This is a genomic window from Psychrobacillus soli (assembly GCF_006861775.1).
Taxonomy (GTDB): domain Bacteria; phylum Bacillota; class Bacilli; order Bacillales_A; family Planococcaceae; genus Psychrobacillus; species Psychrobacillus soli.
The window spans coordinates 73,613-94,295 of sequence record NZ_VDGG01000008.1; the positions used below are offsets into that span (position 1 = coordinate 73,613).

The following is a 20,683-nucleotide window of genomic DNA, read 5'->3' on the forward strand; positions in this document are numbered from 1 at the left end:
ATACTCTCCTATCAACTACCCTTTGTTGTAGTACTTCCATTTGCAACAAACCACTTCTTCACATAATTTATATTAAAACGTCTCATGACAACTGCTACAATTAGCATACCTCCAACAATAATGGTTGTTTGTTCGCTGGTCATACCAGAAAGTTGGAGACCGTAGTTCATCATACCAACGACTATGCTTGCAATTACAGTTCCTAAAACTGTACCCCTTCCCCCTAAAATACTGGTTCCACCAAGCACGACTGCCGTTATGACAGGCAAAATGGCTTGTGCTCCTAAATCAGATCTAGCAGAACTGAAATAAGATGTTAAAATAATGCCACTAATACCACCTCCTAAACCCGCTAGCATATAGGTGCTCATTACAATCCATTTCGTAGCAATACCACTATATTTAGCAGCTTTCATATTAATACCAACTAAATATACATTACGTCCATATTTGGTTAAGTGAAGTAAAACGCCAAAAATGAGTAAGAAAAAAAGAATTAACCAAATGGAGTTCGGAAGTCCTAACGTAATTCCGTTTGCAATTTGAACAAAGGAATTCGGAAATCCACTAATTCCTTCATATCCTGTAGCACTGGAACCACCTGAAATAACAAGAGCGATTCCTGCGAACAGAAACATAGTACCCAATGTTACAACGAGCGGTTGCACATCCGTATACGCTACAATTAAACCATTGAGTAAGCCTGCTAATGCGCAGACAATTAAAGCAATGATAAGTGCAACCCAAATATTGAGACCACCAGCCCATAGCACACCCACAGTAATGGAAGAAAGCCCCATAATAGATCCTACGGAGACATCAATGCCACCAGTAATGATAACAAAGGTCATTGGAATTGCAGCTAGCCCAATATAAGCGAAATCATTTATACTAAATAACAAATTTTGTACATTTAAAAAACTTGGTGTCAGTAGACCGAAAAAGATTAATTCTCCTACTAAAAAAATAAACAGGAAAAGCTCCCATTTAAGGAATCGCTTTAGATTGCTTTTCACGGTCATTTTCCTCCAAACTATTTTTCTGGTTTTGAAGTGATCGCTTTTTCAGATATTTTTGGAACCTTGAATCGCCAACAACGATTAAAATGAGTAAAAAACCTGAAATAGCACTATTCCAATACGCTGGAATTTTCATGAATACTAGAGAACTATTAATAACTGTGAAGAAAAAAGCTCCTAATCCAGCTCCTATGACACTACCTATTCCACCAGTTAGCGCAACTCCTCCTAATACAGCAGCTGCAATTACTTGAAGTTCCATTCCGCTACCTGTCTGGTTTGAAACGAATCCAATATTCATGACAAAAATCAGACCGGCGATGGCAGCAGATATACCAGACAACATAAAAGCAAGAACTTTTACAACGTTAACCGGCAAGCCTAGTAATTGTGCACCGTCTGTATTATCCCCAACTGCATAAAAGTATCTACCGAATTTTGTTTTGGTTAGAAAAAGGTACGCAATTAAAACTAAAATTACACCAATCCAAACAGGAAATGGAATACTCAGAATTTCTATTCTTGCAATTTTTTTATAGTAATTCGGAATATTTTCAATCCACATTCCTTTTGTATATAGGAGCATGAGACCTCGAACTACTCCCAACATTCCTAATGTCATAATAATGGCAGGGATCTTCAAATAAGACACACCAATTCCATTTACGAACCCAATGACAGCCCCAACACATATAACCGAAAAAACCACTACTCCTAAATTAGCTCCACTTGCGAGAAGCGTTCCACAAACTGCTGCTGACAATCCCATAATAGAACCAACAGAAACATCAATATTGGAAGTAAGAAGAACAAACGACTGTCCAACAGCCATAACAAGTAATATGATGCTTCCATTTACAACCAATACAATCGTGTCTAAGTTAGTAAACTGGCTATTGATAGATCCAACGAAAAGGAAGTAAGCTACCATTAAGATGAGAATGGATAATTCTCTTACTTTAATCATTTTATATAGTAATGATTTCATGAAATCACATCCTTTTTAACACCAAAGGCTGCAGAAGTAATGTTATTAACCGTAAGTTTTTCTTTCTCTATTTCCTTGTTGATCTTCCCCTCATGCATAACGAGTACTCTGTCACTAAGTTCTACAATTTCTTCTGTATCTGAAGAAATGAGCAAAACTGCTAATCCTCTTTTTTTCAGTTGATTGATAATGCGGTAAATATCTGCTCTTGCACTTGCATCAATTCCTCGTGTAGGTTCATCGAGAATGATTACTTTTGGCTCGGTTACTAAGTATTTTGCAAGTACTACTTTTTGCTGGTTGCCACCAGATATATCGCCCAACGCTTGACTAGTTCCTTCTGTTTTAATTTTTAAATCACTCACGTATTTTTCACTAATTAAATTTTCTTTCGAAATAGGAATAAATAATCCATGTAGTCTATTTAATATCGTAGAGGTGATGTTTTTTCGTACAGAAGTAATTTTGAAAATTCCATGTGCGTGACGATCTTCAGGAACATATGCCAATCCAAGATCGATCACTTTTCGAATGGGAAGATTTTTTGTTTTTTTGCCGTTCAATTTAATGGTGCCAGAGTCGAATTTTTCAATACCACAAATCGCTTCCGCTAGCTCTGTTCTTCCTGCTCCAACAACACCAGCAATCCCCAGTATTTCCCCCTCGCGAATAGAAAAAGAAATATCCCGAAATTTATTTCCGCAAAGAGCATCTATTTCTAATACGATCTCTCCCATTTGTTCTATAGAGGATTGAATAGCATTTTCTTCGTAAGTCTCGTTGTTTTGTTCATTTTTTTTAAGTAAATTTTGTTTCACATTTGTAGGCACTAGACCATCTAACAAGCGTTCGTAGGAAAATTCTGAAATAAGTCCTTGGGCAGATACCTTTCCATCTCTAAGGACTGCAACTGAGTGGCATAACTCAAAAATTTCGGAGAATCGATGCGTAATATAAATAATTCCAATTCCGTTATCAGAAAGCTGCTTAATCGTATCAAAGAGAGATTCGATTTCATTGTGCGTTAAGGTGGAAGTAGGTTCATCTAGTATTAAGATTTGCGCTTCTCGAACAAGTCCACGTAAAATTTCCACAAGTTGCTGTTCAGCAATGGACAGAGTTAACCCTAATCGGCTTATGTCTATGCTCCATCCAACCCGATCGATTACTTGTAGTATTTTCTTTCTAAGTTCTTTTTGTTTCTCATTCCCTTTGAGCCCCATCGTGATATTTTCTTCAATCGTCATATTTGGAAAAACTAAAGGCTCCTGTGGGACTAAATAGATCCCGTTTTTATGAGCATCATTAGGATTTGCAAAGCGAACTCTTTTCCCATTAATTTTCATTTCTCCACTATCTGCTTTATATAAACCTGTGATAATTTTCATTAAGGTTGATTTTCCAGCGCCATTTCCTCCAACAACTGCGTATATTTCCCCTTTTTTCAGCGTAAAGTCAATCCCCGATAATACATGATTCCCATTAAATCGTTTATGCAAATTTTCAATTTCTAATAAATGCTCTTCCGACAAGGTAGCTTCCCTCCTCCGAATTCCAAAAATCGTATAATATCAAATACTCACTACTTTTGATCAATTTCTGAATCGTGAAAATGCTACGTATGTATTAAGTCAACAATATATAAAGCGCTTACATTTATGGATAGCCAAACAATTATTTTTTGGAATTACTTCATTTATAAAATATTTAGTTTGATAGTTGAATATGCTTAATAGCGAGAGCCATCAGGGCTTTTAATGGTCTAATTTATGCGATGTCCCTCCCCTTTATCACTTCTACCTGAAGCGACCGACAAAGAAATTCTTCTACTTACTATTAAAACGATCCAATAGGGTGCTGTGGAAAACAAAATAGCGCACAAAAAAGGAGGGTATGAATCAAACTTACTTGATTACTGTTGAAGAAACGGCGTCACAATTACTGACTTTCAAGGAGGATTAAACTGGATGGCTTTTCTTCTAGCATTTGACGCAGGGACCGGTAGTATTAGAGCTGTTTTATTTAATGAAAACGGCGAGCAGGTTTGTGTCGCTCAACAAGCATGGACCCATCTTCCCGACTCCAATTATCCAGGATCAATGAATTTTGACTACACCGAAAACTGGAAAATAATCGTACAGTGTATTAGAGAAGTTTTAACAAAAGCAGCGATTAGTCCAACATCTATAAAAGCTGTGAGTGCAACAAGTATGCGTGAAGGATTTGTGCTATACGATGAAAGTGGTCGTGAAATTTGGGCGTGTGCAAATGTAGACGCACGTGCGGGTCAAGAAGTGGAAGCGCTCAAAAGACAAAATAGTGACCTAGAATATAAGAGTTACAAATTATCCGGTCAAACTTTTGCTTTAGGTGCAGTACCACGATTAATGTGGTTGAAAAATAATCAGCCTGAGATATATGAGAAAGTCTCCGCGATTACCATGATCAATGACTGGATTTTGTATAAACTCTCCGGTGTACTGCAAGCAGATCCTTCTAACGGATGTACAACTGGATTGTTTGATTTGACGAGGAGAAATTGGTCTGACGAAATAACCGATTTATACGACATAGATAAAGAGATGTTCTCTACGGTGAATGAAGCAGGTACAGTTATCGGCCATATTAATGGGAATGTAGCAAAACTAACTGGATTAAGCGAGGAAACACTTGTAGTAGCTGGTGGTGGTGATGCTCAATTAGCGTCCGTTGGCGTAGGTGCAATTGAAAATGGTCAAGCTATTGTGTCTGGTGGATCTTTTTGGCAACAAGAATTAAACATTGATAAGCCAATCTATGATGTAAACAGTCGAATTCGTATCAATTGTCATGCAATACAAGACTTGTGGCAAATAGAAACAATTGCTTTTTTCCCAGGACTTGTAGTCCAGTGGTTTAGAGATAGTTTCTGTGACAAAGAGGTAGAGGAATCTAAAAAATTAGGGAAAAATTTTTATGAACTAATGGAAGAAAAAATGAAAGATGTACCTGCTGGATCATATGGGGTCATTCCCATTTTTTCAGATGTCATGAATTATATTTCATGGAGACACGCTGCCCCTTCCTTTATTAACTTAAGTTTAGATCCCGAAAAGTCTGGTAAGCATGTGCTATTTAGGGCTCTACAGGAAAATGCTGCGATGGTGACATTAGGTAATTTTAAAATTATCGAAGAAGTGACTGGACATTATCCGAAAGAAATCATTTTTGCAGGTGGAGCATCTAATAGTAAGTTATGGACTCAAATTCTAGCAGACATGTTGGGAATTCCCGTGAAAGTCCCAGAAATAAAGGAAGCAGCTGCTCTAGGAACTGCATTATATGCCGGAGTAGGTGCAGGAATATTTGATAATATTTCGGATGTCGTTCAAAAGGTTGTCAAATTCGAAAGCGTTTTTATACCAAATATGGAGCACCATCAATTGTATCAGGAACTCTACAAAACTTGGCGTAGCGTGTATGTAGAGCAGTTAAAATTGGCAGACAAAAAAATAACCGAGCATATGTGGCGAGCGCCAGGTCTAACTATTTGATAGGAGGTAGTTGTGATGAAAAAAGTAAATGAAAATGATTTTGAATTTCGTTTTAAAGATCACGGCCCAAAGTATTTAACAAAAGGTCCTAATGTAGATGTAGGGATCGTCGTCTTAAAACCTGGTCAAGATTTTCAGAACCATTATCATACTACATGTGAAGAAATCTTTTATATTCTAGAAGGTGAAATTGACTTTTATATTAATACTGAAAAAATACAAGCTAGACCTGGTGATATGATCCAGTGCGCACCTAGAGATACACATTATTTGACAAACACCTCGGATAAAGACTTTAAAGCCCTTTTTGTTAAATCCCCACATATGTTAGAAAGAGATGTAGTAAACGTAGATAATCCTATTATTCAAAATGCGAGAGATTAACTTCTTCACATAAGAGTTCCGGCAATCTATCAAGGCTGAAAGTTAAAATAAACCTTGAACGTTCCTAATCGCTCAAGGTTTTATCTTATTTTATATTCAGTAAACATTCGTTCTAGAATTATTATTTTATCCGTAATAAAGACACTTATATAGATAGGATATATTTTTCTTTTTAGCTGAAATTACCTAAGTACTCTTTAATCTTTTAATTCACTTTTTCTCACAAATAACATAAAAATCACCAAAGCAATACCACTACAAAAAACAATGATGATTCCCATCGGCCAAGCCGTTTGATCACCTGCTATTCCAACGAGCGGAGAAACAATCGCTCCACAGATAAAAGGAAGTAACCCAAGGAACGCAGAAGCACTTCCTGCCGATTTCCCTTGCCTTTGCATTCCAAGCGAAAACGCGGAAGTGGAAACCATCCCAACACTTGATACGACTAAAAATAAAGCAAGAGCCATTGCGAACAAAGGCATTTTGTATATAATCACTACGAACAAAAAAAGACTTCCTATAAATGACAATAGAACACCACTGAAAAGTAATTTCACTTCCCCAATGGTACTAGAAAGTCTTCCTGTTACTTGGGCTGCGATTATAATCCCAATCCCGTTCAGTGCAAACAACATAGAAAATTGTTGCGGCGTTACTTTGTAAAGATTTTGCAAGACAAACGGTGAACCTGCAATGTACGCAAACATACTCGCCATAATAAGTGCTTGTGTACATGCAATCCCCATAAACAGACGATCCTTCAATAAACCACGAAATGTCTTAACGACTGCCAACATACTACTTTCCGACCTTTTTTCTGTAGTTAGCGTCTCTGGTAAAAAGATCAGTACACTTAAAAACATAATCAGCCCGATAATTCCTAAAATAATAAACACAGCATTCCACGAGGTAAAGTTTAAAACTATCCCACCGGCAAGCGGTGCTAGAATCGGTGCGGCACCATTTACAAGTGCAAGCAATGCGATAAATTTTGTTAAATCTTTACCCGAATACAAATCACGAGCCGACGCACGGGCAATCACGATTCCTGCTGCCCCTGTCACCCCTTGCACAAAACGGAAAACAATAAAGACCCAAATATGCGTACTAAACGCACATAATATGGAGGCGAGTACGTAAACAATTAGTGCAAATACAAGTGGTCTGCGCCTTCCCCGAATATCACTTAACGGACCAAATATTAGCTGACCAACTGCAAGTCCCAACAAACAAGCGGTTATACTTAATTGTGCCAGGGAGGTTGTCGTTTGTAAGTCACCAGCAACAATCGGTAGTGCTGGCAAATACATATCCATCGATAATGGCCCGAATGCAGTGAGTGAACCTAATAGGAGCACAATCCATACTTTGGATAAGGATTTCGGAGCTTTACTATCATCTTCTAATCTATTCATAAAGTAATATAATTCCTTTCAACCGCATTTTTTCCATCTTGATTGTTTCTAATCATCTGGAATCCCCCTTATAAAAGTCTCGATGTCATAATGAGGACTATCTGTAATAATACAAAATAACCTGGTGCAATTTACCAAATTGAAATAGAAACTTTATTTAGCTTCTAACTTTGCTTTTATTTCTTCTATTTGGCTAGCAGATAATCCGGTTGCCTTTTGAATGACTTCTATTTCAATATTCATGGAAAGTAAATTTTCAACAAGTTCTCGTTTCCCTTCTTTTAATCCTTCTTCTCTCCCTTTTTTCTCCGCCTTATATTTCACATCATCTAATTTTCCTTCTTCATCTAATATATACTTCAATCGAGATTCATAGGCGAGGATATCTTCCTTGGATCTGCTTAATTCCTCCCAAGCGGTAAATGCTTTGGATAAGTTTTCGTCTGTCATCGCTAAGTCCTCCAGCTCTTGGTAGATTTCGTTGTATACTTTGGTTTTGCGTACATCGACCATTCCTAGTAGTAATAACCATCTGATGAGAATATCGTCTAATACATTCAGTTCATTTTGTTTCCATAAGTCCAAAAACTTATTCATTTCAATAAAATGGACTTCTAATACGTCATCCGTTGACTCTATGCGTTGCATTGTGAAATCTTCGTATAAATGAAAGGTGCTATGAAAATACGTATTGTTCTTAAATAATGTGAAGTTACAAATATTAATCGTAATTGTTGGAACCAGAGTATGGTAGCCTTTTCCTTTTTCTAATTGAGAATTGTAAAGCCTTGACCAGTAAAACAACGTTCGTTTGATCATGTCGTGTTCATCTGTTAGCTGTATTTCGATGTTTATTAGCTCATTGCTCTGCGTGCGCACAACGATATCTAATCGGGATTGCTTATAATCTTTGTATTCTCCACCAACTTCTTGGTTGACAAACTCTACTTCTTTGATCGTGCCTCTGCCTGTTCTTTGTAAAATGGCGTTCAGAAAAACGAGGGTTATTTGTTTGTTTTTTTCGCTTCCAAACATTTGCTTGAAAGCAAAATCAACCTTTAAGTCCATTAGCTCCGGTAGTGGAATTCTACTTAATGCTTTTGAATTTATCGTATTCACCTCATCGTCATTAGCTGTATTATACCGCTTCAGCCAAAGATACAACAACTTAAATTGGAAGTAAATTGTCATAATTGGATATAAAACATGTCTATTCCATTTTGAAAGCAAAATAGAGCCAAAATGGAATTTTCGAACCTTTTGCCGCTTCAAAATAAAATTTTGAAAATAGTGTACAGGCATCAAAACAATTCAAAATAGTGGCCCAGTTGTTTCTAACTACGTACTATTTTCTGTGACAATAAAAAATCGGCTGGAAGTTGACTTTGTCACTTCCGGCCGATTTTTTAAAGTTCTTTATTTCTTATTAGATTTCTCTTTTGCTTTCCCTTGATTATACGAAAGACCAAAACCATACTTATATGCATCACCAGATTTATTTACATAGGAATACGAAGCATCTTCTTCTGGTGCGTAACTAGGGACATCTCCAACTTCATCGTCTACGGCTTTTATACTTGCTGGTAGTGCAAATGGGAGCTTTCCGGTTGGATTAAATTTACCACGAATAACATCTACTATAGCTTCAGCCTTCGTGCCAAAAGTACCGATTAATGCTGCCGCATTTGGCTCGATTTTATCCAGTACCCATGGATTGGTCATGTTTACTGCCGTAATAGTAGGCACCGTTTTTTGTATAGTGACAATTCGATCCACATTAGTAATTCCTGTTTCAGGACCTACTGTAATACGTGGATTATTATCCCAGTTTGATTGAACAGGTTTTACATAAATATACGCATGTGTTGCCTCTTCTAGTTTATTCGTAATTGTAATAGAAGGATCATGCTTTTTGATTGTGTCTATTAATCCCTTTGTACTTGCTCCATCTGTACCACCAGGGAACATCTCCACATACAGTTTTACTTCTTTTAATTTTGCATCCTTTAAAGGCAATAGATTTTGATCATTACGTAAAAGAACTAGTGACTTAAGATGTGCTTCATATGCTAGTTCTTGTACTTTTGGATTTGCTACTACATCAAGTGCATGTTGTGCATCTACATATGGGTCTTCAAATAGACCTAAATGCATCATTTCTGTTAACAATAATGTAATAGATTCATTCACTGTTTTTTCCAATAGAAAACCTTTTTTTACTGCATCGATAATTAACTGTGGTTCAGATGATCCTGAAATAATATCGGTGCCAGCATTGATTGCTTTTGCCACTTTTTGTTCCGGGGATAGACTCTCTGCACCCCAAGCATTATCTCCTATCGCACCAGTATCCGAGTTTACATAACCTTTGAAACCAAGTTCTCCTCGTAAGAAGCCATTTAAAATTGGTTCGTTTAAAGCGAAGCCAACTTCTTCAAATTGCTGGTCTTTACTATACCATGGCAATCCTTGATCAGCACTATCATTACTCGGGTACGCGTAATATGGCATGATTGACGATACATTCGCTTTAATCGCTGCTGCAAATGGAGGAATATGATACTTAAGCAAACTTCCTTCCGTTGGATATGGATTGAATTTACCTTCGACAAAGTGAGGATCTAACCCGTTATCACGTGCTCCGCCTCCTGGAAAATGTTTCACCGTTATGGCAACACTTTCTGTACCAAGCTTTTCACCTTGAAATCCTTTGATGACGTTATAAATCATATTGGAAGCAACAATCGGATTTTCACCAAATGTGTCTTCAATTCTCGCCCAAAGTGGATCTGTAGCGATATCTGCAGTATATCCGTAAACTTTACGAATTCCTGCTGCTCTCCATTCTTTGGCCGCTATTTCAGAAAACTCGTTCACAGCATTTGTGTCACCCGCTGCTGCAAATCCTAATGGTCCTGGCCAGAACGAATGCTGTCCTTTAGTTGCAGCAATATTCGTATAGTCCGTGGAAGCATGGTTTCTCGGGTTCGAAGTAACAACTACTGGGATTCCTAATCTTGAAGACTCACCTAATTCTTGTAACTGATTTGTATATTTAGCAATTACATCAACAGTAGGAGTTTGACGGAAAATGACATATCGCATATTCTTTCCTACAATTAGTGGATCATCTGACTTAACATATTTTCCATCTGTTGGATTCGCGATTGGAGTATGTGTGTTGATCAACATTAATCCTGCTTTTTCAGCAAGTGTCATTTTTGATACTAAATCGGCTACCCGCTTATTAACAGGTTTTCTCCAATCCTCGTACAAGTCTAGACTCTTGTTACCATTTAAGTCTTTGAACTGTTTCCCATCTAATGAAAGAACGCCTTTTTTTGCTGCTTCGATTTCTGGTTGCCCGGTTTCACTGTTAGCTAGAATACGATAAGTCTCCACGTTAGTCCCTGAATGTCCAGGGTTTGTATTCGTGCTTGGATCTACATACCCTAAGTTTTCATTTGCCCCTACTTGTTGAATACCGATTGATGTAATAAGAGATAATGCAAGGACACCAGTTATTGCCTTTTTCATTTTTTTGTCTTTCATTAGACTTTTCAAAATTGAGCCCATATTTTTCCTCCCTTTTCCATAAATAAATGTTTGCATACAATATCTTTTATTCATCAAAAATCAAAATACTCTTTTGCATTTTGATAGCAGATCCCCTGCACAATACTCCCCAACATGTTCATATCATTTGGCACTTCGCCATTTTCTACCCACCCTCCAATCAATTCACATACTAGTCTTCTAAAATACTCATGTCTTGTATAGGAAAGAAAACTTCTCGAATCCGTCAGCATTCCGATAAAACGGCTAAATAGACCAAGATTTGCTAGCGCTTTCATTTGTTCGAGCATGCCATCTTTTTGATCATTAAACCACCAAGCAGTACCAAACTGGATTTTTCCTGGCACTTCTCCTTGAAAACTACCAATTAAACTACCAATCACGTAATTGTCTTTCGGATTTAAAGAATATAATATCGTTTTTGGAAGAGCATCTTCTCGTTCCAAACCGTCTAGCAATTGACTTAAAGGTTCCGCTATTTGCCCATCATTAATGCTATCAAAACCTGTATCAGGTCCTAATTGTTTATACATTTTTGTATTCGCATTTCGTAATGCTTGCATATGGAATTGCATCACCCATCCAAGCTTCGCATATTGTTTTCCTAAAAAAGATAATGTGTAAGACTTATACTTTTTTTCTTCATCTGGAGATACTTTTTCTCCGGTGAATGCTTTTGCAAAAATAGTTTCTGCTTCTTTTTTTGTAGTTTCCTCATACATCAACATATTTAGCCCATGATCAGACACACAACAGCCATTTAAATGAAAATACTCCACTCTTGTCTGTAATGCATTTAGGAAGTCATCATAGTTGGAAATTTGTACTTCCGACACTTCTCCAAGTTTCTGAACCCATTGCAAATAGCCATCCAAATTAATTTCTAACCCTTTATCCGGTCGAAAGCTCGGAAGCACCTTTACGTCAAAATCTGATTCGTCTTTAATCTTCGCATGATATTCTAATGTATCGATTGGATCATCCGTTGTACAAACTACTTCAACCTTTGACATCTTCATTAAATCTCTTGCACCAAAACCCTCACTTGTAAGCTTTCTATTTACTTCTTCCCATATGCCTGGCGCAGTTTCTTCATTTAAAATGTCATGTACATTGAAATAACGTTGAAGTTCTAAGTGAGTCCAATTGTATAAGGGGTTACCAATAGTCATCTTAATCGTTTTGGACCAGGCCAAAAACTTATCATAATCCGTTGCATCCCCGGTAATAAACGCTTCATCAATTCCGTTAGCTCTCATCGCTCTCCATTTATAATGGTCACCGTATAGCCACGCTTCTGTAATGTTTTGAAACGTTTTATTTTCATAGATTTCCTTTGGGCTTAAGTGGCAGTGATAATCGATGATTGGTAAATCCTTTGCAAATGTATTGTACAAAGACATAGCCGTATCGGTTGACAATAAAAAGGTTTCGTCCATAAATTTTTTCAAGTCTTTCACCTGCTTTCCGAAAATTTCACGCACGCTTACTCCTATATTTTTTGGGATTTTGTAGATTTACGAAATTCAGATGGAGAATATCCAGTCATTTTTTTGAAGTTATTGCTGAAGTATGCCACTTCCGAGTACCCCACTCTTTCGGCAATCTCGGTCATCTTTAATGTAGTGTTCAGCAATAAACGTTTCCCTTCTTGAATGCGAAGTTCGGTTAAGTAATCCACAAATTTAGTATTTAGTTGCTGTTTGAACAGTTGACTTAAGTAACTTGGATTCAAGTGCACACTATTTGCAGCGTCGGTTAGCGTTACTTGTTTTAATGGTGTTTTTTCAATATAAGCCAGCACTTGATCTATTGTGGAAGTAGGAATTACTTCACCATAAATGGTAGGTACTTTACTTTCTTCCACTATCCCTTTTCGTTTATTAAGCCATTTTTCCAAACAATTTTTTAAGTCTTCTTCTTCAATTGGTTTAAGGAGGTAATCCGTTACCCCGCTCCGGATTGCTTGCTGAACAATTTGAAACTCATCATGAACACTAATGACGATACAATCCACGTTTCTCTCTAATTCGTTAAGTTCCTTCACCAAAGAAATACCATCCATAACCGGCATACGGATATCTGTTAAAACCAAATCAACCTCATTTTGTTTAACCCAGTCAAGAGCCTCTAATCCATTGGCGCATTCATGTACGATTTGTAAGGATAAGTTCAACTTTTTAATCGACCACATAAGAGCTTTCCTTACCCATCTCTCATCGTCCACTAGTAAAACTCTTTTCATGCTTTCTTCACTTCCTTAACATCTACAATCGGCAAATGAATACTAACCTCTGTTTCTAAACCTCTTGTACTAGTGATTGTTATTCCATACTCGGAGCCAAACAAGTAGCGAATTCTCTGATGAACATTCATAATCCCAATATGTTGTCCACCTAGGGAAGTTGAATTCTCTTTTAATTTCTCCGTTAATTCTTTTAAAACATCTTCCTTAATTCCTATCCCTGTATCAGTAATTCGAATGACAAACTTAGATTCAGATAGAAGTTGTGCAGTTATCGTAATTTTTATTTTCTTCGAGTTTTCACCAATACTATGCATAAAACAATTTTCCACAATTGGTTGGAGAGAAAATTTAACAACCTCTAAGCCCATCAAGTAATCTGGTATATCAAATAAATAGTCAAAACGGTCCTCAAAACGAAACATTTGAATTTGTAGATACATCTCACAAAACTTAATCTCTTCTCGCAAACTAACAGTAGGTATACTATTCCTAAGGTTATATCGTAACAGTTTCCCTAGAGAAGATGACATGTTAGCGATGTTCTCCCTGCCCTCTTCCAAAGCCATTCCTCTAATTGTTTCAAGTGAATTGTATAAAAAATGAGGATTGATTTGTGATTGGAGCATTTTTAATTCTGTTTCTGTTTTGTTAAGCGTCATTTCAGCTTCCTTCAGCTTGGAAACATACACTTCTTCGAGTAAATTAGATAGTCTTTCTACGGTCTTATTAAATCCTGCTGTCAGTTGTCCGATTTCATCATTGGACTCCACTTTTACTCTTCCATTTAAATGACCAATTTCCACTTCTTTCATAAAAGAGCGAAGTCGATGAATAGGACGAACGATACTTTTGGAAATACCATAAAAACCTACTAAGTATGCAAACAATAAAGAAATAAAAATTGTCCATATTATGGCAGTTCTTATTTGTTCGATACCGACCCTCAAATCCTCATATGGTGCAGCTGTAAAAAAGCTCCAGCCAACGTTTGGAGAAAAAGAATAGGAAACAAACTCCTTGCGATTATTATCGATAAGCACGGAACCGCTTTTTTCACTTTCAAGATTAGTTAACTGCTTGAATTCTACCTTGTCTCCAAGCTTTGTATAATTAGGATGATAGACATAATGACCGCTAGAATCCAAAATAAAAAAATAACCATTCTTATCAAAAGTGACCATTTTAGATATCTCTTCGATTCTCTTAAAATTGATATCAATAATGAGCATACCAACCGGCTTAAGTGTATGCGGATTGTATAAACGCCTAACCAAGGAAATAACCGGTAGCTCCTTGTCTTTCAATTTTAATGTCCTACTCACAAGCAAAACCATCCCGTTTTGTGGGACCGATGAATACCAATATTCCTCTTTAATATTTTTGGCAGGATAGTAATTTCGCTCTCTCAACGAATCTATAATAATGCCATTATCTAATGAAACAGTAATATTCGAAATATCATTTCTGGAATATTCTGAATTTTTAAGGACTTTAAATGCCTTTTCTGTAAGTGTAGGATCATATTCATTGCCATTTGTCTCTAGTCTTAATAAACTTCCCATTTCAGGTGAGTTGATGATTTTTAAACTCGCTATTTCAAAATCCTGCAAATAATATTCTACATGTAATTCTACCTGTTCTATTATTTTCTGACTGGATTGCTTGAACTCTTCTTCTAGTTCATAAGAGGAATATGTGTAAGTGATGATTCCAACAGAAAGTACAGGTAATATAACTAACACACTAGAAAAGACACAAAGTTTTACCATAAGTGTCTGATTTCCAAAAAGAATATAGCGCTTAAAAAATTGTATAATTTTACTCCACAGCTTTTTCATCGAAGTTCCTTTCCAATAAGTATTGATGAGTATTATATCCCACTTAATCTTAATGGAAAAGACCTACCTAGTAAATTTTAACCCAACTAGGTAGGGTAAATGCTAATACAAAGCATAGATAGTCTTTAAGTTATTACGGACTTGCTGAATTGATTGCTTCTACTAGCTCCGGATACTCTTTAGAAAACCCATCCACAATAGGTTGCACTGCCGCTTGCCAAGGAGATATATCTTCCACTTCTGTAATAGTTACTCCAGCATCATTCAATGTATTTAGAGATTTTTCTTCATAATCAGCCCAAGCTTGTCTTTGGGTCTCGACTGAGTCCAATGCAGCTTGTTTGATTAACGCTTTGTCTTCATTTGAAAGTTTTTCCCAAGCCGTTTTACTCATTAACAATACTTCTGGCACTCTAGTATGGTGATCCATAATCAAATATTTTGCTTCTTGGTAATGGTTTGATGAGTCAAAGCTCGGAAGGTTGTTTTCTGCTCCATCGATGATACCAGTTTGAAGACCCGAAAATACTTCTCCATATGGCATTGGAGTAGCACTTGCTCCTAATGCTTCCATCAATTTAATATTAATTTCACTTTGCTGAACGCGAATTTTTTGCCCTTTTAAATCTTCAATGCTTGTTAAAGGTTTAGTAGAATAAAAACTACGAGAACCTGAATCGTAGTATGCAAGACCTTGCATTTTCGCTGCTTGCAGACCATCTAGCAACTCTGTGCCTTTTTCCCCATTTAAAAAATTCCACAGATGTTCATCACTATTAAATAAATAAGGAACGGAGAAAACAGTAAAATCATCATTAAATTCTGCAAGTGGGCTAGCATTGATTCTAGCAAAGTCAATAGCTCCAAGCTGAACCTGTTCTAGTACGGATTTTTCATCGCCAAGCTGCCCAGACGGAAACACTTCAATGGTAATTCGACCGTCAGATTTTTCACTAACCAACTCGGCAAACTTTTGATCTCCAATTACAGTCGGATAATCAGCTGGTTGGTTGTCTGCTAGACGTAAAGTAATTTTAGGTGCTTCTGATTTTGTACCTTCATCCTTCTCCACTGCGACCTCTTCCTTTTTACCACATGCTGCTAGAATTATTGTGATAAAAAGTACAGCTGTTAATAACCCTATAAATTTTTTGTTCTTCACTATTGCAAACCCCCTTAAATATTTTTTATAATTTCTACCTATCACCAAAGCTAGTCAGCCATCAAATTTGGAAGCCACATTACTACCTCAGGTATATAGGTGATAATTAACAGAACTACTAGTAGTGCATAGAAAAATGGCATCATAGCTTTCGTGCCTTGCGCAATGGAAATCTTTCCTATCGCACAACCGACGAATAAAACAGTCCCTACAGGTGGTGTCAATAAGCCTATTCCAGCATTTAATATAAGCACAATCCCGAAATGCACTGGATCCATACCAAAGCTTGTGACAACTGGAAGAAGAATTGGTGTCATGATTAAAATCATTGGTGCCATATCCATTGGCGCCCCAAGGAGAAGTAATAATATATTAATAATTAATAATATAATAAGTGGATTATCAGAAATACTTAATAATAAGCTAGTCATCATAGATGGAATTTGTAAGTATGCCAATACCCAACCAAACGCAGCGGAAGCAGCGATTAGGAAAAAAACCATCGAAACCGTTTTCAACGTACGTTTTAATATTGGCCACACACTGGAAAGTGGTGCTTCTCTATAAATAACGAATGCTAGAACAAAAGAATACAAACAAGCTAATGCCCCTGATTCTGTCGCCGTAAAAACTCCACTCATAATCCCACCCAATATAATAACTGCTGGGCTTAGAGATAATACTCCATGTATAAGAGTACTTGCAATTTGTGATTTTGGCACGGGAGCTGCCTTTTCATACCCTCTTTTTCTTGCAATGATATAACCAGTAATACATAGTGCGACTAGCATAATAACGCCTGGTACGATACCAGCCATAAACAAACTAGCGATAGAAACGCCACCTGCTGCTAATGAATACAATACGAGATTATGACTGGGCGGTACTACAACTCCTTGTATAGCGGATGCAATCGTAACGCCAACCGCATAATCTGCTTCATAGCCATTCTTTTTCATCATTGGAATCATAACAGAACCAACAGATGAAACGTCTGCGACCGCAGAGCCAGAAATATTGCCAAAAAATAGCGAGGCTACGCTATTTACCATAGCCAAACCTCCACGGATTCGGCCGACTAAAAGAATTGCCAGATTTACAATCCGATTAGCAAGACCACCTGTACTCATTATTTGTCCAGTTAGGATAAAAAATGGTATTGCGAGAAGGGAAAAAGAATTCACACCTTGAATCATCTGCTGTCCAATAATGGGTAACGGGATATCTAAAAACATGATCGTTAGCAAGGATGATATAACAAGTGTTAAAGCTATCGGAAAACGTAGCATGATTAAAGCAACAAAACTTACGAGTAAAATGGTGACTGCTATGCTAGTACTTGTCATGCTAATGTCCCTCCTCTATGTCTTTATACTTAGCTGTATCGATATTAAATAATTGTAGAAGTGCATATAAACAAATCATGATTCCCGTTATTGGCATGACAATATAGGTAATACTGCTTGGTAGTTTTGTTGCAGGTAGAGTAGATTCCAACATAAGAACCGTAAATTGCCAACCTTGGACTACTAGATAGATTCCAAATAAAAAGACAATGGCAAGAATCACTTTATCTAGCACTTTATTAAATACTTTTGGAAACAGATTAGTAAATGAATCAATTCCTAAATGGATGTATTCACGAAATCCAATCGCTATTCCCATAAATCCAAACCATACTAATAAAAGTAAGGTGATTTCTTCTGACCAAAAGAAGACAAAGTTGAAAAAATATCTGGTGATAACTTGCATGGTGACGATGAATACTAAAAAAATGAGTGATAAAAGGGTAAAATTTTCAAATATATTATCAATGAATGAATACAGCTTTTTAATTAGATTCATATCTTCCCTCCTCAAGAAAGCGTTTACTTCTTCGTACTCTCTACATATTACTTTTTATTCAGAATTGTTAGAATGTTTATTTTTTATGAAAAACTTGTGTTTTTTTTAGGTTTTATAATCGATCAGGTGTATTTCTATTATTCATCAATAAGTAAAGTGCAAACATCTTCTAAGTACAGAACCTGTTTTATATCGTTTTAGGAGGCTTTTGGACAGACTTTTTTTCCATATTATTGCCGTTTGATTTTTGAGGGGTTGGTCGTGACTAGCGTCACGACCAACCCCTCTTTTCTCGGTAATCTTATGGCATTTGTCTATCCGTCGCCCTCCTTCAACAATACGAATAAGGTTAAGATTTTTTTAGATAATGAGTGAAGAGATGCTTTCCTACTCATAAAAGAAGCACCCGAAGATGCAATTTCGGGTGCTCTAGTACTTCTCTATACAATAGATGCTAACTATTCTTTGATCTTCTACTCTTTTACGAGTAGAAGATAATTAGCAGAATTGCTCTTCTTCAAGATTCTTACTAGCTAACAGGTCTATCCTCCTTACCTTATGTAATATCCACTAAATTTCCTATCTTTCATAGCACATCAATTTTATATACTTTCATTTATAAAAAACGTAGTCCTTTTTATGATCAAGGCACTACGTTTTTTGTTTTTATAATTTAACAGGACTTCCACTTCTAGCAGATTCATAAATCGCTAAAATTAATACGAGTGATTTTCTTGCTTCCTCCCCTGTAACTAGCGGATCTCTTTTCTCCAAAATTGCATGAACAATATCGTCATATTGTCTTTTGTGGGACTCATAAGAAGACATTTTGTTTGATGATGCACTTGTTTTCACTACTTCTTTTGAAGCTTTTGTATATTCATTTCCATTCTTAAAATTCCATTCTTTTACTAGGTCATTTTCAATGATTACACTTCCGTTATTACCGAAGATATCAAGCGTTGCACTATATCCTGGAAAGGCTGCTGTGTTCCCTTCAATCAGTCCAAGGGCACCTGACTTGAATTTTAATGAGGCGACCGCGATATCTTCTACTTCTATTCTTTCATGCGCGCGAGTTGCACAATACGCATGAACTTCTTCGACTGGACCCATTAAGTAAAGAAGAAGATCGATATAGTGGATGGATTGATTCATTAATGCGCCACCACCATCAAGTTCCCAAGTTCCCCGCCATGCACCACTATCATAATATTCTTGTGAACGATACCAAGTAGTACGTGCAGCTCCGAAATTCAGTTGGCCAAATTCACCTAGATTCATAGCATTTTTAATATCTACTATTCCATCATCAAATCTATGTTGAAAAATACAGCTCAACGTAACATTCGCTTCTCTACAAGCATGAATAAGTTCGTTCGTTTTGTTTAGTGATGTATCGATTGGCTTTTCCACAACGACATGTTTCCCTTGTCTCGCCGCCAATATCCCTAGATCAGCATGTGTCCCACTTGGCGTTAAGATCGTGACAATATCCATTTTATCGTTTCTTAGAAAATCCTCATAATCGCTGTAAACTTGAAGGCCATATTGATTCCCCCATTTTTCAGAAGTTGCCTTATTTCTAGAAAAAATAGCTGTTACTTCCGCATTCGGCACGTCTTGAATACTTCTAATATGTGTTTCTACAATATTTCCACTACCGATTATTCCGAAATTTAACGTTTTTTTCATCGTCTTATACCTCCAGGAGAATTTAAATTTAAGATGCACTTGTATCTAAGGGTTTAACAATAGGTTTATTTGCTTGAATAGTTGTTCATGTTTTTGATACTGTGGGGATTTTTGAAAGATAATAAAGGGGGTGATTTCCTTGGATACATGTGTATAGTTGAAGGCATGATTTGTATTAATTATACATATTAAAAGTTGGAAATCAATAACTATTTGAATACTCTTACTATTAATCCGGAGATAGTATCGATATTAATTTACGAAGCATTTCTGTTTGCAGTAGCTTACGCGCCATTGGTTAGGATGATGTCTCATTTATCCATAAAAAATAACCCACCATTGAGGTAAGGCTCAGATGGGTTAATATTAGCAATCAGCCGTTGCCCTTAAGGGAACCGCCTATTATATTGAATGCTATCACACGTGTTGATTAACCAAAAGTATCCCTTAATTTGATTGTTAAGAGCGTGATAACACACAAGGTACTCTATGTATAGGTGCTTTTAGATTGCTTTGAACTGAACGAATTCTACACCATTACCGAAACTTCTTGATGCGTAGGGATGCGACTTTGTCGCATCCCTACGCATTTTTTCGATAATCGTGTGGTCGTCGTTCGTCCGTCGCACTCCAAAAGCACGGGTAATCAAAGTGCCAAAGCTGTTGGTAATGAAAGAATAGCCACTTTCCTATCTAGATAAAAGTAGCCAAAGATGCAATTTTGGCTGCTCAGTCCTTCTCTATAGTATTTTCGCATTTTCGATTGGAAGGAAGCTTTTCTTTTCTATATAGTATCAACATATTACCAGCATGAACTTTGCAAAAATAAGCAAGGAATGCATGATAGAAAGCGATAGAGTGCCCGAAATTGCATCTTCGGGCACTTCCACTACGAATAGAAAGGTAGCTATTCTTTCATTTTGAAAAGCAATTGCCTTTTTCTTTTGAACGTTGTAGGTACGTGACGGAGGCCTGCA

General features: G+C 36.8%; 15 protein-coding genes. 2 read left to right on the forward strand and 13 right to left on the reverse strand.

Annotation, left to right across the window (positions count from 1 at the left end; translation table 11 throughout):
- Positions 1–11: 11 nt before the first annotated feature.
- The 3 genes from FG383_RS05270 to FG383_RS05280 are packed head-to-tail and all read right to left on the reverse strand — an operon-like array spanning position 12 to position 3,539.
- A complete protein-coding gene (locus FG383_RS05270; protein ID WP_246096866.1) occupies positions 12–1,016 on the reverse strand; it encodes an ABC transporter permease in 1,005 nt (334 codons plus the stop codon).
- A complete protein-coding gene (locus tag FG383_RS05275) occupies positions 988–2,007 on the reverse strand; it encodes an ABC transporter permease subunit (RefSeq protein ID WP_142605808.1) in 1,020 nt (339 codons plus the stop codon). The genes FG383_RS05270 and FG383_RS05275 overlap by 29 nt, the downstream gene beginning before the upstream one ends.
- Positions 2,004–3,539 carry a sugar ABC transporter ATP-binding protein gene (locus FG383_RS05280; protein WP_142605809.1) on the reverse strand — a complete coding sequence of 512 codons (1,536 nt, stop codon included), beginning with the start codon at positions 3,537–3,539 and terminating at the stop codon, positions 2,004–2,006. Before FG383_RS05280 ends, FG383_RS05275 begins: the two co-directional genes overlap by 4 nt.
- 435 nt (positions 3,540–3,974) lie before the next feature.
- Between FG383_RS05280 and lsrK the strand changes: the two genes are divergently transcribed.
- Entirely contained in the window at positions 3,975–5,540 is a 1,566-nt protein-coding gene (lsrK, locus tag FG383_RS05285; protein ID WP_142605810.1) for an autoinducer-2 kinase, read from the forward strand.
- Between the two features lie 15 nt (positions 5,541–5,555).
- Positions 5,556–5,924: a cupin domain-containing protein gene (locus FG383_RS05290; protein ID WP_142605811.1), complete on the forward strand. Its 369-nt coding sequence runs from the start codon at positions 5,556–5,558 to the stop codon at positions 5,922–5,924.
- Between the two features lie 197 nt (positions 5,925–6,121).
- Here the strand turns inward: FG383_RS05290 and FG383_RS05295 are convergent, their stop codons facing one another.
- The 10 genes from FG383_RS05295 to FG383_RS05340 form a co-directional block, all read right to left on the reverse strand.
- Positions 6,122–7,342 carry a multidrug effflux MFS transporter gene (locus FG383_RS05295; RefSeq protein ID WP_142605812.1) on the reverse strand — a complete coding sequence of 407 codons (1,221 nt, stop codon included), beginning with the start codon at positions 7,340–7,342 and terminating at the stop codon, positions 6,122–6,124.
- A gap of 153 nt (positions 7,343–7,495) precedes the next feature.
- Positions 7,496–8,461, reverse strand: coding sequence for an Rpn family recombination-promoting nuclease/putative transposase (locus FG383_RS05300; protein WP_185907853.1), 966 nt, complete (start codon positions 8,459–8,461; stop codon positions 7,496–7,498).
- Positions 8,462–8,758: 297 nt separating this feature from the next.
- Positions 8,759–10,918 (reverse strand): glycoside hydrolase family 3 protein, encoded by a 2,160-nt coding sequence (locus FG383_RS05305; protein WP_185907854.1) that lies wholly within the window; start codon positions 10,916–10,918, stop codon positions 8,759–8,761.
- Between the two features lie 53 nt (positions 10,919–10,971).
- Positions 10,972–12,357, reverse strand: a complete 1,386-nt coding sequence (gene uxaC / locus FG383_RS05310; RefSeq protein WP_185907858.1) for a glucuronate isomerase — start codon at positions 12,355–12,357, stop codon at positions 10,972–10,974.
- 53 nt (positions 12,358–12,410) lie between these two features.
- Positions 12,411–13,163, reverse strand: a complete 753-nt coding sequence (locus FG383_RS05315) for a response regulator transcription factor (RefSeq protein WP_142605816.1) — start codon at positions 13,161–13,163, stop codon at positions 12,411–12,413.
- Positions 13,160–14,935, reverse strand: a complete 1,776-nt coding sequence (locus FG383_RS05320) for a sensor histidine kinase (RefSeq protein WP_185907855.1) — start codon at positions 14,933–14,935, stop codon at positions 13,160–13,162. The genes FG383_RS05315 and FG383_RS05320 overlap by 4 nt, the downstream gene beginning before the upstream one ends.
- A gap of 202 nt (positions 14,936–15,137) precedes the next feature.
- Entirely contained in the window at positions 15,138–16,166 is a 1,029-nt protein-coding gene (locus FG383_RS05325) for a TRAP transporter substrate-binding protein (protein WP_342782128.1), read from the reverse strand.
- 50 nt (positions 16,167–16,216) lie between these two features.
- Positions 16,217–17,512 carry a TRAP transporter large permease gene (locus FG383_RS05330; RefSeq protein WP_142605818.1) on the reverse strand — a complete coding sequence of 432 codons (1,296 nt, stop codon included), beginning with the start codon at positions 17,510–17,512 and terminating at the stop codon, positions 16,217–16,219.
- 1 nt (position 17,513) lies between these two features.
- Positions 17,514–18,011 (reverse strand): TRAP transporter small permease, encoded by a 498-nt coding sequence (locus tag FG383_RS05335; RefSeq protein ID WP_142605819.1) that lies wholly within the window; start codon positions 18,009–18,011, stop codon positions 17,514–17,516.
- A 666-nt stretch (positions 18,012–18,677) separates the two neighbouring features.
- Positions 18,678–19,706: a Gfo/Idh/MocA family protein gene (locus FG383_RS05340; protein ID WP_142605820.1), complete on the reverse strand. Its 1,029-nt coding sequence runs from the start codon at positions 19,704–19,706 to the stop codon at positions 18,678–18,680.
- Positions 19,707–20,683 lie beyond the last annotated feature (977 nt).

Coding starts and splice junctions, on each gene's coding strand:
- FG383_RS05340 (WP_142605820.1), bottom strand. CDS start 19,706: ATGAAAAAAACGTTAAATTTCGGAATAATCGGTAGTGGAAATATTGTA.
- FG383_RS05335 (WP_142605819.1), bottom strand. CDS start 18,011: ATGAATCTAATTAAAAAGCTGTATTCATTCATTGATAATATATTTGAA.
- FG383_RS05290 (WP_142605811.1), top strand. CDS start 5,556: ATGAAAAAAGTAAATGAAAATGATTTTGAATTTCGTTTTAAAGATCAC.
- FG383_RS05330 (WP_142605818.1), bottom strand. CDS start 17,512: ATGACAAGTACTAGCATAGCAGTCACCATTTTACTCGTAAGTTTTGTT.
- FG383_RS05320 (WP_185907855.1), bottom strand. CDS start 14,935: ATGGTAAAACTTTGTGTCTTTTCTAGTGTGTTAGTTATATTACCTGTA.
- lsrK (WP_142605810.1), top strand. CDS start 3,975: ATGGCTTTTCTTCTAGCATTTGACGCAGGGACCGGTAGTATTAGAGCT.
- FG383_RS05295 (WP_142605812.1), bottom strand. CDS start 7,342: ATGAATAGATTAGAAGATGATAGTAAAGCTCCGAAATCCTTATCCAAA.
- FG383_RS05275 (WP_142605808.1), bottom strand. CDS start 2,007: ATGAAATCATTACTATATAAAATGATTAAAGTAAGAGAATTATCCATT.
- FG383_RS05305 (WP_185907854.1), bottom strand. CDS start 10,918: ATGGGCTCAATTTTGAAAAGTCTAATGAAAGACAAAAAAATGAAAAAG.
- FG383_RS05315 (WP_142605816.1), bottom strand. CDS start 13,163: ATGAAAAGAGTTTTACTAGTGGACGATGAGAGATGGGTAAGGAAAGCT.
- uxaC (WP_185907858.1), bottom strand. CDS start 12,357: ATGGACGAAACCTTTTTATTGTCAACCGATACGGCTATGTCTTTGTAC.